Below are 16242 nucleotides of genomic sequence, written 5' to 3' on the forward strand. Positions count from 1 at the left end.
TTTTTAAGCGTTTTAGCGCAAAAAATAAGTAATTCTAATAATTAGAATGAAAAGAATCTAATTAGGGAAGCTAATAGTAAAATATCTGGAAATATATATAAGGGGTCTCTATTATGAATAACTATTCGAACGATAACTCAGCTAGACGTTATACAGCACATGTTAGTATTCTAGGTACAACACAGGTTCATTTAAGGAATCCCTATATTATTGGATGGTGGAGTGCAGCTTTTCCTGGTTTTGGACATTTACTTCTATCCAAATACCTACGTGGTTTTGTTTTATTTACTTGGGAAGTTGTGGTGAACATAAATGCTAATTTAAATGTAGCGATGGTCTATTCGTTTCAAGGTGAGATAGCTTTGGCTAAAGAAGTTTTAGATACAAGATGGTTATTAATTTATATCCCTGTTTATCTTTTTGCGATTTGGGATAGCTATCGAACTACGATCGATTTGAATAAAATCTATCTTTTAGCAGAGCGAGAACAACATCGCTTTAATTCATTTAGTATGGGTGCGCTTGAAATTAATTATCTTGATAAAAGAAATCCATTGATGGCTGTGATGTGGTCACTATTTGTCCCAGGATTAGGGCAACTTTATATACATAGAATCGTTGGTGCATTTTTTGTTATTGTTTGGGTTGTTATTTTCACCTATTATTCACATGCACTTGAGGCGATATCTCTCTTGTTTTTAGGAGAAATAGAAGGATCAACAGCTGTATTAAAACCTGAATGGTTATTATTTTTACCCTCAGCCTATGGATTTTCCGTTTTCGATTCCTATATCAACACAGTAGAAAATAATAAGCTTTTTGATAAGGAACAGCGTAATTTTTTAAGTGAACGGTATCAATCGACTACGTTCCATATACTAAAAGGAAAAGTGAGTGAATAGCATGCAATTTTTTTCAACTTTTGAAAATACTGTCTATTTAGAAATGGCACTCTCTATCCTTGAGAAGGAGGGAATTATCCAAGAGAGAATATTTGCAGTTCCATTAGATAATCGCAAAGAGAAACGGAAGGTATTTGATACGATTCATCGCTCAGATGGGACCTCAATGATAGATATAGGGTTTGCACTTGCAACAGCATTTGCAGTAATTGGCGCTAGCATTGGATTCAAATTGGCTTGGGGTCCTATATTTTGGGGATTAATAGGTGCATTTTCGGGCTTTATCTTAGGGCTTTTGATACGTGTCTTTACAGAAGTATTTCTAAAAAAGAAGAGAAGACTGTTAAAAGGAAAACATGGAGAAGTTATTATTATAGTTGATTGCGAAGAAAAGGATGAAGACTTAGTAGAATCGATACTTTGGAATCATTATGCGTTAGGGATAGCGAAAGTGAAATGATATTATTTATTACCAAGCACCATTTTTATTTTATAGAACTTGATAATAAATCTAATTTAATATGGTTTATTCTCGAATTTTTCTAGTAAAACCCACTTGCATAGCTTTGCTTCAATTAAATCAATTCCTCTAAAAACTAATAATCCAAGAAAACTGATTGCTATTATGCCAGCAAACATTTCAACATAATCCACCCGTATCCAGCTATCCATTATAAAATAACCAATGCCATATGTGGTTGCATAATTCTCAGCAAAGAATAAGACTGAAATACTTGTTCCAACACTTATGCGTAGTGCTGTAAATAACTTGGGTAAAACTGCTGGTAAAACGAGATGCAGATATACTTGCTGTTTATTTGCACCTAAAGATATGATGGAATAAAATAACTCTTTACTTAATCCTTTAATACTATCACGAGTTGTCAAAAGTATTTGAAATAGAATAATAATCGAAATCAAAACAATCTTTGACGTATTACCAAGACCAAATAAAATCATGAAAACTGGTAAAAATGCTATCTTTGGTAACGGATATAGTAAATATATAATCGGAGCAAAAAAAAGGTCGAACTTTTCATGTAATCCTAAATAAAGTCCGAGTGATCCACCAACTAAAACAGCAATAATAATGGAAACAGAGATACGTAATAAGCTCATCCCCACATGTAATAATAGATCCTCACGCAATAGTTGAAAGAATGTAAAAATAGTTTCAAATGGATTTGGAATGATAGTTGATTCAATTAATAAGTGAAAAAAATACCAACAAATTATTATGAAAACACTTGCGTAAATTGTTTTATATCTTAGTGCAATTGATCTTATCATTTTTTAAAACACATCCATTTGATTTCTTACTTCTACACAAGTTTGATGAAAATCACTCGTATTTCGAAATGCGTGATCTCCAACATAATTATTATCAATGATTTTCTTTATGTTACCAGTTTTTGCGTCCATTATGACGATTTTATTACCTAAAAAGACTGCTTCTTCAATACTATGCGTCACGATAATTATAGTCATTTTCTTTTGACTATTAAGATCCACTACAACATCTTGTAATTCCTCGCGTGCAATTGCATCGAGAGAAGAGAAGGGTTCATCCATTAATAATAAATCAGGATTAATTGCTAACGCACGAGCAATCGCAACCCGTTGACGCTGACCACCGCTTAATTGAACGGGGTACTTATCACGTTGATCATAAATATGAAGATCTTTTAAAATAGCATTTGTTTTCTTTTCAATTATTATCTTATTTTCTCCGCGAATTTTTAATCCTAGGGCCGTATTTTGCCAAACAGTCTTCCAAGGCATTAAACCATATGTTTGTAAAATAACACCTGTTTGATTTCTATGATTTTCCACGAGATTGTTATTGATTAAGATAGAACCACTTGCAGGCTTTAAAATAGCTGCTATTCCATACAATAAGGTGCTTTTTCCACAACCAGACGGCCCAATGATAGCACAAGTTTGATGTGCATCAATCTGCAAATTGATTTTGTTTAAAATCGTGTTATCACCATATTTCATAACAAGATTCTTAATTTTAATCATGATTCGAGATACGCTTTTGTAACCATATTTGTGTAGTCTAATTCAACTTCAATTTCCTGCACTTGTTCAACCCAATTAATAATTTTATTCAGATAATCTTCACTTGGTACTCGTGCTTTATGGTAAGTTGGTATTGTAATCAAATCCTTACTTGCTGGGTCCAATTCAATTACTTTGATTAAAACATCTCGTGCTAATGATTCATCTTTTTCAATTGCTTCAACAGCTTTATTATAGCCCTTGATAAATCGTTCGATTGCTACACTTTTTTCTTCTAATGCTTTTGTTGTAAATACCATCGCTTCAGGTGTGAATCCATCATCGTCGGTAATAGAAATATGTTTTGTTAAACCGTTTAATTCACCCATCGAGGCAATTGGTTCAGGAAAAAAGCCGATATCTAATTGGCCTGATTTGAGCATTTCTAATCGAGCAGGAATCTCAGCAATATAAACTTTTTCTACATTATATTCAGTTGTTACATAATGATCGGCTAGATAATTAGATACACTTACCTCCATAAGCCCAAGCTTTTTTGTTTCTGCAGACTCAAAATTATCTCCAGTTAAAAATGAAAAGCTCCCATCGGTGCTTGTAACAATTTTAGTCTCGAATCCATTGTGCTGGTTATTCACGAAAGCAATTAAATCTGTCATAGTGCCATCTAATGCATTACTTTGCAAAGCACTCTGTCGATTGTTTGCGTTTGTATAAATGGTGGATTCTAAGTTTAATCCAAGGTCTTTAAAATAACCTTCTTGTTCTGCCAATAAAATTGGTGCAGAATCAACTGCGGGCATTAAACCAATCGATAATTCTACCATCTCTGGTTCTCCATTTGAAGTTGCATCCGATGTTGTACTTCCAGCAGTAGAACAAGAAGTTAAAATAAGTAAGTAGAATAAAAACAAGCTAAAACGTTTAAAGAATTGCATTATTAGTCCCCCTAATTTAAGTTGTCTATATGTAAAAACAGTTAGTAGTTTAATTGTAATAGGAAAAAAACAGTAAAACAATGTGAAAATTTGAACATTAAAAGAAGATAGTGTGAACATTTTATGTACAAAAGTGTTTAATATAGTGCATAAAATTATCTATATGATCTTGACAACTAGTAAACTAAGTGAAAAGATTAACAAAGTTAAAGTTAGCTGAAAATGGAGATGAACAATTTGCAGTACAAAATGGTGTTACAGGATCTTCCTAAACTATCAAAACAAACAGTTTATGATCTCTTTAAAGCGACTAGACCTTTATCTTTAACCTTAGCCCTTTATTCTACGACTATTGGAATGGTTATCGCATATCATGATGGCTATTTGTTTGGGGCCTCATACCTGTGGTTGGATTTACTGAAGATATTACTAGTTACGGTAGCGGGTTTATTTGTTCAAACAGGAGCGAATTTAATTAATGATTATTTTGAGTGTGAATATAAATATCGTCCACAAAGCATGAAAAAGTATCGTTTTTTAGGAAAAAAAAGAACGGTCTTTGATATTATTATTTTCTTAATTGGTATGGCATGTTTTGGTGCAACAGGATTAATTGGCTTAATATTACTAGTACTAACATCAAAAGAGTTATTTGTTGTAGGTATACTTGGAATAATTGGTAGTTATGCCTATACAGGAGAGCCAATCGTTTACAAAAAAAGAGGATTAGGAACGCTGTTATCATTTGTTTTAATGGGGCCATTAATGGTTTATGGCGCGTATGTAGTTTTTTCGGAATCTTTTTCTTGGTCTCCAATTATTTTAAGTTTACCGGTCAGTTTATTGATTCCGGCATTGATGTTAAGTAATGAATTACGCGATTTTGACCGCGACAAACAACTGGGTATAAAGACAATGACAGTACGTTTAGGTTTCTTATTTGGAAGAAATCTTTATGTAGGCTTATTATTGTCATGTTATATCTTAGTTATCATATTTGTAGTATTAAGCTATTTGCCGATTTATTCATTGTTTGTATTTGCTACGGTACCACTAGCTTTAAATAGTTACCAACTAATTGCTCTTAATCAGAAGTCGTTAGTACCCGAAACAAATAAACTACATCTGACATTTGGTTTGATCCTCATCTTGACAATCTTACTATAGGGATAATCTAGAAAACAAAACTACCGTGCTGATTAGTCACGGTAGTCATTTCATTTCCATGTATAAGGTGTTTCTTGATAAACGTAGTAATTAAGCCAGTTCGAAAAAATTAGATAAGCTTCTGAACGCCAACGGTTTAAAGGAGCTTTATCTGGATTGTTTTCTGGGTAATATCCAGTAGGCATATGAACGTCTAATCCCTTGTTCGTATCACGAAGATATTCGTCAGCAAGCGTAATAGCATCATATTCAATATGTCCAGTGATCATAATATGTTTCTCATCTTTTGAAACAATTAAGAAAGGTCCTGCATCATTTGATGTATCCAATGCGACTAACTCCGGATGACTATCAATTTTAGCTAAATCAATATCTGTGTTTCGCGAGTGTGGAGCTAAAAATTCGTCATTAATACCTCGAACTAATTTAGAAGTAGGAACAACCAATTCATGTGAGAAGATCCCACTTAGTTTATTTGGACGTTTTTCTTTCTTAATTCCATAATGATGATAAAGTGCTGCTTGTGCACCCCAACAGATATGCAAAACAGAAGTAACGTTCTTTTTAGACCATTCCATAATGTCGGTTAATTCACCCCAATAGCGAACCTGTTCAAATTCTAAGTGCTCTATTGGAGCACCAGTAATGATCAGACCGTCATATCGGTTATTTTTTACATCATTAAATGTTTTGTAAAACTGTTTTAAATGTGATTTGTGCACATTTTTTGACTCATAGCTAGCTGTATGAATAAAATCAACACGTACTTGTAGTGGTGAATTACTCAATAAACGTAATAATTGCGTCTCTGTTTTTTCTTTTTCGGGCATTAGATTTAATATGAGTATGTTCATCGGTCTTATATCTTGTGTCGTTGCTCGCTCAGAATCCATCAAAAAGATATTCTCTTTTTCTAATATCTGTCTTGCTGGTAACTGTTTAGGTACATTAATTGGCATATCTCTTTTACCCCCCTGCATGGTACTTCCATTATTATAGCGAGGTTAACATAGATGAGCAACTGGTATCGATAAAAAAACTAAAAATTTAGAAAGCTATCTGCCTTTCTTATGACAGATAGCTGATTCATTATCGTTATTTTAAATTTGCTGGTAAGGATAGGATGGATTCGATTAGTGTGTTTAATTTCCCTTCAATGCGATGTAATAAGTAAAACGTAACCGCAATAGGAAAACCAACTTCTGTTAGAATGGATACCCATGTTTCCTGCATATAAGTTAACTCCTTTCATCAAAAAAGGGAGCAATAATCTGCTCCCCCAAATGCATTAGTCTACTTTATAATGTGATTTCTTCTACATTACGTTCAACAATACGTGCACTTTTTTTACTAGTAAGTTCTCCACCAGCTGAGTAAAAAGCTTGTTGGGCGATTATACTATCCATTGCAGTGTTGATTGCAACAGGATCTGCAGGTTCAATTGGATTATCTAGTGTAACTGTTACTGTTTTATCTTCTTCATTTCCAAATTTTAATTCAAGTGTCTTCATGAGTTGACCTCCTTTCCTTTAGTCATTCACTGTTACTCAGCGGTAATAAGTTCTGTGTCATTACGTTTCACCATGTGTAACGTTAATGTTTGTAATGCTACGAGCGCTTGCGCAATGCTGAGTAATTGATCTGCTGTTGCGACTGTTTTGATGTTATTAAATGTTTTTGTTTTAATCGCGATATTACCATCTTCATCAAAACCATCTTCAAACAATAACTGTAACCTAGAATCAATTTTTTCTGATGCAGCCATCTGTATCACCTCCTGTCATCCATATAATCGAGATAATGATGACAAAAGTGTGTAAGCTTGGATTTATTTCATAAAGCATTTTTGAAGGCTGTTTTTATTAGGGGAAATCATAAAGGAAAGTTTAAGAGAGTAGCTGTTTATAAAAACAAAAGCAAGCCACTATAGGCTTGCTTCATTTCTGATTATGGTTTGCGTTTTGGCATCCATTTCCTATCTTTGTTAGAAGTTTCGGGGAAAGATTGTCCAGCTTCTAATCTAACTGATTTAGGGTCTGCTACCATACTGCCAGTTTCACCGATTTCAACATAAATGCCATTGTTTGGTGCTTTTTGACCAGGATTAAATTGGTGGTTTTGTCCCATGTGAAAACACCTCCTTTTTAATAGGCTACCCTTAAACAGAAATAATTAATGCGAAATCTTATTGACCTGAAACGCGTTTCATAAAGTATGCTAAACTGTGTTAAAATATTCGTATTAGAGTAGTGTGAAAAAGGTGATTTAAATGACGAATATTAGAGATATTGCTAAAATGGCGAAGGTTTCTGTTACAACTGTTTCGCGGGTTTTAAATCAGCATCCTTATGTAAGCAAGGAAAAACGTGAAGCTGTATTGAACGCTGTAAAAATCAGTAATTATCATAAAAATATTAATGCGGTCCATTTAAGTATGGGCAAGACCTTTTTGATTGGTGTTGTATTGCCTTATTCAGACCACCCTTATTTTGGTATGTTATTAAAAGGGATTGCAAATCAAGCTTTAGAGAATAATTATAAATTAGTACTAATTCAAACAAGTTATCAAAAAAGTATGGAAAAAGAAGCACTTATCATGTTAGAACAAAAGCAAATTGATGGATTAATTATTTGTTCAAGAATTAGTGAATGGGACACAATTAAAGCGTATCTTGTTCACGGACCAATCGTTTTAGCGGAAAAGCCTAGTGAAAAACAAATTTCTGCTACATATATTGATCATTATCAGTCTTTTTATCAAGCGATTGACTATCTCTTTGTCAATGGACATCGTCAAATAGGTTATTGCATTAATCGAAAAACAGGAGTTAGCAGTGAACAGCGTGAGAGAGCCTATCAAACATTTTTAGACCGAAATGCGCTACTGTATAACAGCGCATATATTTTTGAGGGTTGTTTGAACTTTGAAGACGGTGAGAAAGTTGTCCAACAAATCAAAACAATGAAAAACCCACCTTCTGCCTTGGTTGTAACAAATGATCAAGTTGCGGCTGGAATTGTGATATGCTGTCAAAACGAGGGGATAATGGTACCAGAGGATCTAGCTATTATTGGGTTTGATAATCAACCAATAGCAAAATACCTTGGAATAACAACAATGGAAATTCCATTACTTGATATGGGGAGGAATCTATTTTTGCAAGCAATTGATATGAATGCAATATCACAGCAAAAAGTTGCAGTCTATTTAATCGAAAGAAGTACAGTGTAATAAGTAAAAGTAGATAAATCAGACAAAATTTTAAATAGATAAAAGGAGAACTAATATGACCGAGAAAAGTGTAATATTTTTTGATATAGATGGGACTTTGTTAGATCATGATAAAAAGTTACCAGACTCAGCAAAGAAAGCTGTATTTGAATTGAAAAAACAGGGGCATATTGTAGCTATTGCAACAGGACGTGCACCATTTATGTATGCTGATTTACGCGCGGAATTAGAAATTGATACATACGTTAGTTTTAATGGACAATATGTTGTTGTCAATGGTGAGGTTGTTTACGGTAATCCATTAGACATACCTTCATTGGTTGAACTAACAGCAGTGGGTTTAACCAATGCGCATCCAATCGTATTTATGGATGAGCTGGATATGAAAGCCAATGTGCCAACACATAAACATATAATAGAAAGTATAGATACCTTGAAAATTGATCATTTTCCGACACATGATCCAAATTATTATAAAGATCGTAACATCTATCAATCCTTGTTTTTTTGTGCAGAGGGAGAAGAGGAACAATATCGAGAAAAATTTCCGGCATTTGATTTTGTAAGGTGGCATCCAGTTTCAGTTGATGTTTTGCCAAAAGGTGGTTCAAAAGCAAACGGTATAAAACAGGCAATGAAAGCGATAGGTATTGCAAAAGAGAATCAATATGCGTTTGGAGACGGACTCAATGATTTAGAGATGCTCTCGACAATAACAAATAGCGTTGCAATGGGAAATGCGAAAGAGGAAGTGAAAGCTGTTTCTAAGTATGTAACGAAAGATGTCGATCAAGATGGAATTGTTTATGGCTTACAGTTAGTAGGATTGTTAGAAAAATAATTTAAAAGATAGAGGCTTCTTTTAGAATTGGTTATTCTATTAGAAAGTCTTTTTTTTGTTAATGTATCACATGTTTGCATACTTTGAAATTAGGGAAAACTACTTAAATGTAAAAAAATACAGAAAAAGAGGGGGAACTGTGGAAAGTTACACAGTGAAAAAATATGAATAAGAAATATGAGAATTCACAGACAGAGAAAATATCAGAAGTATTTATAATATCTGCAGTGTTAGTCCTTGCCTTTGTTTTATGGGGAGCAATATCTCCAAGTTCATTAAACAATGCGGCAGGTCATGCACTAGGATGGATGATTAATACATTTGGTTGGTTTTACATGTTAGTCACGGCATTTTTTGTTTTATTTGTAATTGTACTTGCAATAAGTCCTTATGGTAAATTGCGTTTAGGAAAGCCGGATGATCGACCAGAGTTTACTTGGTTTTCATGGATTGGCATGTTATTTGCTGCAGGTATTGGTGTTGGATTTGTATTTTGGGGTGTAGCAGAACCGGTATTATATTATTTAGATCCCCCACTAGGTTATGAATCAGCATCACGTGAATCAGCTTTAGCAGGACTACGTTATGGTAGCTATCACTGGGCCTTGCATCCATGGGCAATCTTCTCGATTGTCGGATTAACACTAGCTTATGTACAGTATCGGAAAGATCAGCCAGCATTAATCAGTTCAGCTTTTTATCCATTACTTGGGGATAAGATTCATGGTTGGTCAGGGAAAACAATCGATATCTTAGCGGTTATTGCAACTTCAACAGGTGTTGCAACAACATTTGGTTTGAGTGCACTGCAGATAAGTGGCGGTTTATCTCATTTAACAGATTTACCGAATAATGCGTATGTTCAATTAACCATTATTGCGATTGTTACCGTATTATTTTTAATTTCTGCAGCAAAGGGAGTAAATAAGGGAATAAAAATCTTAAGTAATATCAATATAGTTGTTGCTGGATTATTATTATTATTTGTTATCATTGTTGGCCCTACTGTTTTTATTGCTGAAAGTTTTGTAACGACTTTGGGTGGCTACATTACAAATATCATCCCTATGAGTTTAACTTTGACACCATTTTCAGAAAGTGAATGGCTTGGAACGAATACGATTTTCTTTTGGGCATGGCATATTTCATGGGCACCTTTTATGGGCTTGTTTATTGCTAGGATTTCACGCGGACGAACAATAAGAGAATTTATGACTGGAGTCTTAATTATACCTGCCTTTTTAGCTATTGTCTGGTTTAGTACATTTGGAGGGACTGCGTTAAATATTGAAATGAATGGAAATGGTGGTATTGCAGCACTTGTCACAGGTGAAGTAGAACTTGCTTTATTTGCAACACTTGCAGAACTACCATTAAGTGCAATCACGAGTGTATTAGCTTTGCTACTTATCTTGATATTTTTCATTACATCAGCAGATTCAGCATCATTTGTTTTGGGTGCAATGACTTCTCGAGGTAGTTTAAATCCTAAGATGTCAATCAAATTAGTGTGGGGTTTATTAATTGCAGGAACTGCGAGTGTTTTATTACTTAGTGGTGATGGAGGATTAGCTGCACTTCAAACTGCTTCGATTATAACAGCATTACCATTTGCAATTATAATGGTTTTTATGATTATTTCAATATTAATTATGTTTACCAAGGATTTAAAAATACAGAAAGATCGTCGTAGGGAAAAACTTACCGAAAGTGTGAAAGATGAATTTCGTGAAGAATTTCTTGAAGACGTAAAAAGTGAACTATATGTTGAAATGAAGGAAGAATTATATGATGAAGTAAAAGATAAAATGTACGATGGTTTTAAAGAGGAAATATATGACGAGATGAAAGATAAAGTTTATGATGATCTAAAAGAAGACATTATCCAACAGATAGAAGAAGAGCAAGTACAAGTAGAAAAAGATGAAACAAAAGATTGAGGCTGTAACATAACGAAATCACCTTATATTAAATAACCGAACCGTAATAGAATTAACATCTATTACGGTTCGGTTATTTTTATTGCTTTATTTACTAATATGCCAGGCAAGCATATGTGAAATAGTATCTATTTTAACGTCATGTTCTAGCTGTAAACTACTTAGATTTAAATTTATGATGCCTATGAATTCTTTTGGCTCTTTCCTGCAAAAAATGCGGCGCTTAAAAGGAATACTAATCCTAAACCAACGCCAACTATCATTGAATAGTCAAAAACATTATTTAGTGCTAATCCGCCTGCAATTGATGAAACAAAAAGCATAATAAAAGCTACCGAATAGTTCTTTTTCATATAAATACACTCCTTTTCCATTGTTATATCTCTTTTAAGAATACTACCTTTTGGCGCTCCGTGCATGCATGGTTGAACGCAATTGGCAATGATTTGTTTATTGGAACTGTAACTTTTGGTTACGCAATATGGACAATCGTACGCTTAGTTACAAGAAGTAAGAAAGGAAAGTGTGCAGGTTATAATTAAAAAACAGCTGTAATAGTAAGTGTAAAATTGAAACTAATGATTAAACAGTATATTCTGAAAACATAAACAAGTAATAAGTTTGTTACTTATGACACATTTGGTTAGACGTTTATGCAGCTATTTGTTAGAATAACATAGAAGGTGCTTTTTCGAACGACAGGGGATGGAAGCATTTGGTGGACAGAATGTTTAAGCTGCTAATAATGTATACATAGCGACTTATAGACAAATAATTAAATATTACTGTGCATCATTTCATTACAAATAAGGGGTTGAATGGAAATGAGTAAACCAAAAATCGTCCTACTTGGCGCAGGTTATGCCGGTATGATGACAACAAAACGTCTCATGCAAAATTTATCAATAGATGATGCAGAGATCGTATTAGTCAATAAACATAACTATCACTATCAAACAACTTGGTTACACGAAGTTGCAGCTGGAACAATTGATCCAAATCGTGCGCGTGTTATGATTTCTGACGTGATTAATCCGAATCGCGTTACAATCGTAGAGGATACGGTAGAGAAAATTTTGCCGGATCAAAAGAAAGTCGCATTAAAAAACAGTGAGTTAGACTATGATTATCTTGTAGTTGGCTTAGGTTTTGAAAAAGCAACATTTGGTATTCCAGGTATGGCAGAGCATGCTTTATCGATCCAAAGTATTGATAAGAGTCGCTACATTCGTGACCATATTGAATATCAATTCTCAAGTTACCATAATGCCGAGAATCCTAAAGATGAATTATTAACATTTATCGTAGGTGGAAGTGGCTTTACTGGTATTGAATTTGTTGGTGAATTAGCAGAGAAAATACCTGAATTATGTAAGAAATATGATGTCGATCGTAATAAAGTTCGCATCGTTAATATTGAGGCTGCGCCAACAATTTTACCAGGTTTTGATGAAGACCTAGTGAAATATGCACGTCGTTCTTTAGAAGATCGCGGTGTGGAGTTTAAATTAGGAACAATGATTAAAGAGTGTAAAGCTGACGGTGTTATTGTTGGTGACGAAAAAGAAGAAATTAAAGCAAGCACGATTGTTTGGACAGGTGGCGTTCAAGCTAACGCTATCTTAGGTGAATCAGGTTTTGAATTAACAAAAGGTAAAGTAAATGTTGATTCTGATTTACGTGCACCAGGTTATGAAGATGTCTTCATCCTAGGTGATTGTGCATGGGTTATGAACAAAGAATCAGGTCGTCCATACCCGCCAACAGCACAAATTGCTATTCAAGAGGCAGATGTTTGTGCAGCAAATATTAGTGCACTAATAAAAGGAAATACATTAAAAGAGTTTACATTTGACAATAAAGGAACAGTTGCATCATTAGGTGGACGTCATGCAATGGGAACAATTTTTGAAGGTAAAAAATTGTATGGTTTATCAGCTAAAATGATGAAACATGTCATTGATGACCGCTACTTGTTTATGCTTGGTGGAGCAGGACTTGTATTGAAAAAAGGTAAATTTAAACCATTTTAAAACATAAAACAGATCAACGTTAAGTTAAGTATGTCGATTTTTTTCATCAATTGAAGGAGGGAATCCGTTCATGAAGAACACGTTGCTTGTCACATTATTTACATTACTAACAACTGTGGTGTATGTCGTATTTTCACGACAGAAAGAAAGTGAAAGAGAATTTCATTAAGTTAAGTAAAAACCAGTCTAATCTAGGCTGGTTTTTTTATGTATGATTTTAGAAAGTTTACATATTATTAGCTGTAAAGACTTAACATATGGCAAAAATAAGGTATAATTATTGTGATGTAAGAAACATAGAAGTGTAACCGGAAAGTGAGAGGAACTGTATGGGAAGAAAATGGAATAATATTAAAGAAAAGAAAGCTTCAAAAGATGCTAATACAAGTAGAGTTTATGCAAAGTTTGGTCGTGAGATTTATGTTGCCGCACGTCTTGGTGACCCAGATCCAGAGACAAATCAAGCGTTGAAAATTGTCTTAGAACGTGCGAAGACATATAGTGTACCAAAACAAATTATTGACCGAGCAATTGAAAAGGCTAAAGGGGGAGAAGAAGAAAGTTATACAGAGCTACGTTATGAAGGGTTTGGACCTAGTGGTTCCATGCTTATTGTTGATACATTAACAAATAACGTAAATAGAACTGCAGCAGACGTTCGTGCAGCTTTTAATAAAAATAGCGGTAACATGGGCGTCAATGGTTCTGTGGCATATATGTTTGATGCGACTGCCGTTATAGGTTTTGAAGGTAAAAGCGCTGATGATGTACTAGAATTATTAATGGATGCCGATATTGATATTCGTGATGTTTTAGAAGAAGATAATGCAGTTATTATTTATGCAGAACCAGATCAGTTTCGTGCAGTGCAAGATCGATTAAAAGAAGAGGGGATTACGGAATTTAAGGTTGCAGAATTAACGATGCTAGCCCAGAATGATGTAGCTCTTTCAGAAGAAGACAATATGCATGTAGAGAAGTTAATCGAAGCACTAGATGAGTTAGAAGATGTGCGTCAAGTTTATCATAATGTTGATTTACCAGAATAACTGATCTTCGGCTCAGTTATTTTTTTTGAATATGTTTAATCAAATGATCTAAAGGGTAAAATTTAGGAGAGTGATTAGCTAGACAAATCAAAGGGAGATGTTTCATTTATGACAGTAAGAACACAACTTGGAAATTCAGATTTATATATTAATCCAATTGGTTTAGGAACAAATGCAGTTGGAGGACATAATCTTTATCCTAATTTAGATGAGGAAGTAGGAAAAGATTTAGTTCGGACAGCAATTAAAAATGATATTAACTTTTTAGATACGGCATTTATATATGGTCCTGAACGTTCAGAGGAATTGGTCGGCCAAGTAGTTAAAGAATTAGGAAATCGTGAAGATGTCGTTATCGCTACAAAGGGTGCACATAAATTTAATGGTGATGATGTTGTTATCGACAACTCACCAGCCTTTTTAACAAAAGCTGTAGAAGCCAGCCTTACAAGGTTGCAGACAGATTATATTGATTTATATTACATTCATTTTCCTGACGAAGATACGCCAAAGGATGAAGCTGTTGGTGCTTTACAAGAATTAAAAGATGTAGGGAAAATTAGAGCAATAGGTGTCTCAAATTTCTCTATTGATCAATTAAAAGAGGCAAACAAAAATGGCCTGATAGATGTATATCAAGGTGAATATAATTTACTTAACCGCGAGGCAGAGAATGAAATATTACCATACTGCAAAGAGAATAATATTTCATTCATTCCATATTTCCCATTAGCTTCAGGCTTATTAGCAGGTAAATATACAAAAGACATGACATTCGATGATTTACGTAAAGATATGCCACATTTTCAAGGCAGACAATTTGAGCATAACTTGGATAAGGTTGAACAAATTAGAGAAATTGCCGATGATAAAGGTGTAGATGTTCCACACATCGTGTTAGCATGGTATCTAACTCAACCAGCAATTAACGCGCTTATTCCAGGAGCGAAAAATCCAGATCAAGTTATTAATAATTTAAAAACATTAGATGTAACATTAACAGAGCATGATATTGAACGAATAGATGGGATTTTTAAGAAACAAGCATAAAATGAATGTGTTGAAGAGCTTGACCTCAAACGTGGAGGTCAAGTTTTTTTGATTTTATATGCTGAATCGGGCGAACAGTAATCTTTACTGTGAAACATACGAATCATTTGATAGAATGAGAGTATAGAAAAGCTAGGAGGAAGTTTGTATGGATTTTGTTGCAATTGATTTTGAGACGGCAAATCGTTTTCGTGATAGCGCTTGTGCAGTGGGGATTGTTGTTGGAAATGAAAATGGCATTATTGATGAGTTTTATAGTTTAATAAATCCACAAACAAGTTTTGAAAGCCATAATATATATGTTCACGGAATTACAGAAAGAGATGTAAAGAGTGCCCCTACTTTTGATGAAGTTTGGGATACAATGAAAGATTACCTTGATAATCAGATTGTAATAGCACACAACGCTAGTTTTGATATGAGTGTTTTACGTGCATCATTAGATAAATCGCGATTACCATACCCAACATTTGATTACCTCTGTTCTGTTATGTTGTCAAAATTAGTATGGCCAGGAATGCCTAACTATAAATTGAATACACTGGCTGATTTAAAGGGTATTATGTTAGATCATCACCATGCACTTGCAGATTCTCGTGCGGTTATTGAACTCTTGGTTCAAGCGATGCAAGATAATCAGGTATCAAATATTGATCATTTACTAAAGCAACATGCCGTGACGTGTGGAAAGGTTTTTGAGAGAAGCTATCAAACACCTAAACGTCGTAAGCGAAGTCTAAAGTAAAGACGAATTGAAATTTTAGGAGGATATAAATGGCTTGCAAAGGTTGTTCAGCATCCGTAAGGCATACAAAAGAAGAAGTAGAAGCACTTGTTAGTGAACAATTAGCGTTAGAACCTGATCTAGTAACAGAAGCTATCTATCAATCTAGAATGCAAATTTGTGAACAATGTCCGAATCTACAATACGAAACGACTTGTGGATATTGTGGGTGTTTTGTTGCATTTAGAGCAAAATTGGCTTATAAAAAGTGCCCTGATCCAACTGGTTCAAAATGGCTCGCAATTACATGACTTAATGGCTTGCATAAAGTTTCATTAAGCCTT

Annotated in this window: 20 protein-coding genes; 11 read left to right on the forward strand and 9 right to left on the reverse strand. The window is 34.1% G+C overall.

Annotated features, from left to right (window positions below; all coding sequences use genetic code 11):
• Nucleotides 1-113: 113 nt before the first annotated feature.
• Nucleotides 114-902 (forward strand): hypothetical protein, encoded by a 789-nt coding sequence (locus D2K60_RS13390; RefSeq protein WP_117169924.1) that lies wholly within the window; start codon nt 114-116, stop codon nt 900-902.
• Nucleotide 903: 1 nt separating this feature from the next.
• On the forward strand, nt 904-1362 hold the full coding sequence (locus D2K60_RS13395; RefSeq protein ID WP_117169923.1) for a hypothetical protein: 459 nt from the start codon (nt 904-906) through the stop codon (nt 1360-1362).
• A 56-nt stretch (nt 1363-1418) separates the two neighbouring features.
• Here the strand turns inward: D2K60_RS13395 and D2K60_RS13400 are convergent, their stop codons facing one another.
• Genes D2K60_RS13400 through D2K60_RS13410 form a run of 3 tightly spaced genes read right to left on the reverse strand, consistent with a single transcriptional unit; the run spans nt 1419 to nt 3862 of the window.
• On the reverse strand, nt 1419-2192 hold the full coding sequence (locus D2K60_RS13400; RefSeq protein WP_117169922.1) for an ABC transporter permease: 774 nt from the start codon (nt 2190-2192) through the stop codon (nt 1419-1421).
• Between the two features lie 3 nt (nt 2193-2195).
• Nucleotides 2196-2927, reverse strand: a complete 732-nt coding sequence (locus D2K60_RS13405; RefSeq protein ID WP_117169921.1) for an ABC transporter ATP-binding protein — start codon at nt 2925-2927, stop codon at nt 2196-2198.
• Nucleotides 2924-3862: an ABC transporter substrate-binding protein gene (locus tag D2K60_RS13410; RefSeq protein ID WP_162880749.1), complete on the reverse strand. Its 939-nt coding sequence runs from the start codon at nt 3860-3862 to the stop codon at nt 2924-2926. The genes D2K60_RS13405 and D2K60_RS13410 overlap by 4 nt, the downstream gene beginning before the upstream one ends.
• A 237-nt stretch (nt 3863-4099) precedes the next feature.
• On the opposite strand from D2K60_RS13410, the gene D2K60_RS13415 reads away from it, so the two are divergent.
• The gene (locus D2K60_RS13415) at nt 4100-5029 is read left to right on the forward strand and encodes a prenyltransferase (RefSeq protein WP_162880748.1); all 930 of its coding nucleotides are present in this window, start codon (nt 4100-4102) and stop codon (nt 5027-5029) included.
• Nucleotides 5030-5079: 50 nt separating this feature from the next.
• Here D2K60_RS13415 and metA read toward each other — a convergent pair whose 3' ends face one another.
• The 5 genes from metA to D2K60_RS13440 form a co-directional block, all read right to left on the reverse strand.
• Nucleotides 5080-5988 (reverse strand): homoserine O-acetyltransferase MetA, encoded by a 909-nt coding sequence (metA, locus tag D2K60_RS13420; protein ID WP_117169918.1) that lies wholly within the window; start codon nt 5986-5988, stop codon nt 5080-5082.
• Nucleotides 5989-6124: 136 nt separating this feature from the next.
• Nucleotides 6125-6262, reverse strand: coding sequence for a YvrJ family protein (locus tag D2K60_RS13425; RefSeq protein WP_117169917.1), 138 nt, complete (start codon nt 6260-6262; stop codon nt 6125-6127).
• A gap of 65 nt (nt 6263-6327) precedes the next feature.
• Entirely contained in the window at nt 6328-6540 is a 213-nt protein-coding gene (locus D2K60_RS13430; RefSeq protein ID WP_117169916.1) for a DUF2922 domain-containing protein, read from the reverse strand.
• Between the two features lie 32 nt (nt 6541-6572).
• The gene (locus D2K60_RS13435) at nt 6573-6794 is read right to left on the reverse strand and encodes a DUF1659 domain-containing protein (RefSeq protein WP_117169915.1); all 222 of its coding nucleotides are present in this window, start codon (nt 6792-6794) and stop codon (nt 6573-6575) included.
• Nucleotides 6795-6976: 182 nt separating this feature from the next.
• Nucleotides 6977-7156 carry a YjzC family protein gene (locus tag D2K60_RS13440; protein ID WP_117169914.1) on the reverse strand — a complete coding sequence of 60 codons (180 nt, stop codon included), beginning with the start codon at nt 7154-7156 and terminating at the stop codon, nt 6977-6979.
• Between the two features lie 142 nt (nt 7157-7298).
• Here D2K60_RS13440 and D2K60_RS13445 point away from each other — a divergent pair, with 142 nt between their 5' ends.
• The 3 genes from D2K60_RS13445 (at nt 7299) to D2K60_RS13455 (ending at nt 11042) form a co-directional block, all read left to right on the forward strand.
• The gene (locus D2K60_RS13445; protein WP_117169913.1) at nt 7299-8261 is read left to right on the forward strand and encodes a LacI family DNA-binding transcriptional regulator; all 963 of its coding nucleotides are present in this window, start codon (nt 7299-7301) and stop codon (nt 8259-8261) included.
• A 55-nt stretch (nt 8262-8316) separates the two neighbouring features.
• A complete protein-coding gene (locus D2K60_RS13450) occupies nt 8317-9102 on the forward strand; it encodes a Cof-type HAD-IIB family hydrolase (RefSeq protein WP_117169912.1) in 786 nt (261 codons plus the stop codon).
• Between the two features lie 164 nt (nt 9103-9266).
• Nucleotides 9267-11042: a BCCT family transporter gene (locus tag D2K60_RS13455; RefSeq protein WP_117169911.1), complete on the forward strand. Its 1776-nt coding sequence runs from the start codon at nt 9267-9269 to the stop codon at nt 11040-11042.
• A gap of 182 nt (nt 11043-11224) precedes the next feature.
• Here D2K60_RS13455 and D2K60_RS20730 read toward each other — a convergent pair whose 3' ends face one another.
• Nucleotides 11225-11395: a hypothetical protein gene (locus D2K60_RS20730; protein ID WP_162880747.1), complete on the reverse strand. Its 171-nt coding sequence runs from the start codon at nt 11393-11395 to the stop codon at nt 11225-11227.
• 471 nt (nt 11396-11866) lie between these two features.
• Between D2K60_RS20730 and D2K60_RS13460 the strand changes: the two genes are divergently transcribed.
• From D2K60_RS13460 to D2K60_RS13480, 5 genes are all read left to right on the forward strand, one after another.
• Nucleotides 11867-13075, forward strand: coding sequence for an NAD(P)/FAD-dependent oxidoreductase (locus D2K60_RS13460; RefSeq protein WP_117169910.1), 1209 nt, complete (start codon nt 11867-11869; stop codon nt 13073-13075).
• 329 nt (nt 13076-13404) lie between these two features.
• On the forward strand, nt 13405-14124 hold the full coding sequence (locus D2K60_RS13465) for a YebC/PmpR family DNA-binding transcriptional regulator (RefSeq protein ID WP_117169909.1): 720 nt from the start codon (nt 13405-13407) through the stop codon (nt 14122-14124).
• 108 nt (nt 14125-14232) lie between these two features.
• Nucleotides 14233-15174, forward strand: coding sequence for an aldo/keto reductase (locus D2K60_RS13470; protein WP_117169908.1), 942 nt, complete (start codon nt 14233-14235; stop codon nt 15172-15174).
• A 148-nt stretch (nt 15175-15322) separates the two neighbouring features.
• Complete coding sequence (locus tag D2K60_RS13475; RefSeq protein WP_117169907.1) at nt 15323-15919, forward strand: 3'-5' exonuclease; 597 nt, start codon at nt 15323-15325, stop codon at nt 15917-15919.
• Nucleotides 15920-15948: 29 nt separating this feature from the next.
• The gene (locus D2K60_RS13480; RefSeq protein WP_117169906.1) at nt 15949-16209 is read left to right on the forward strand and encodes a DUF6171 family protein; all 261 of its coding nucleotides are present in this window, start codon (nt 15949-15951) and stop codon (nt 16207-16209) included.
• Nucleotides 16210-16242 lie beyond the last annotated feature (33 nt).

The sequence above is a fragment of the Paraliobacillus sediminis genome, from assembly GCF_003426055.1.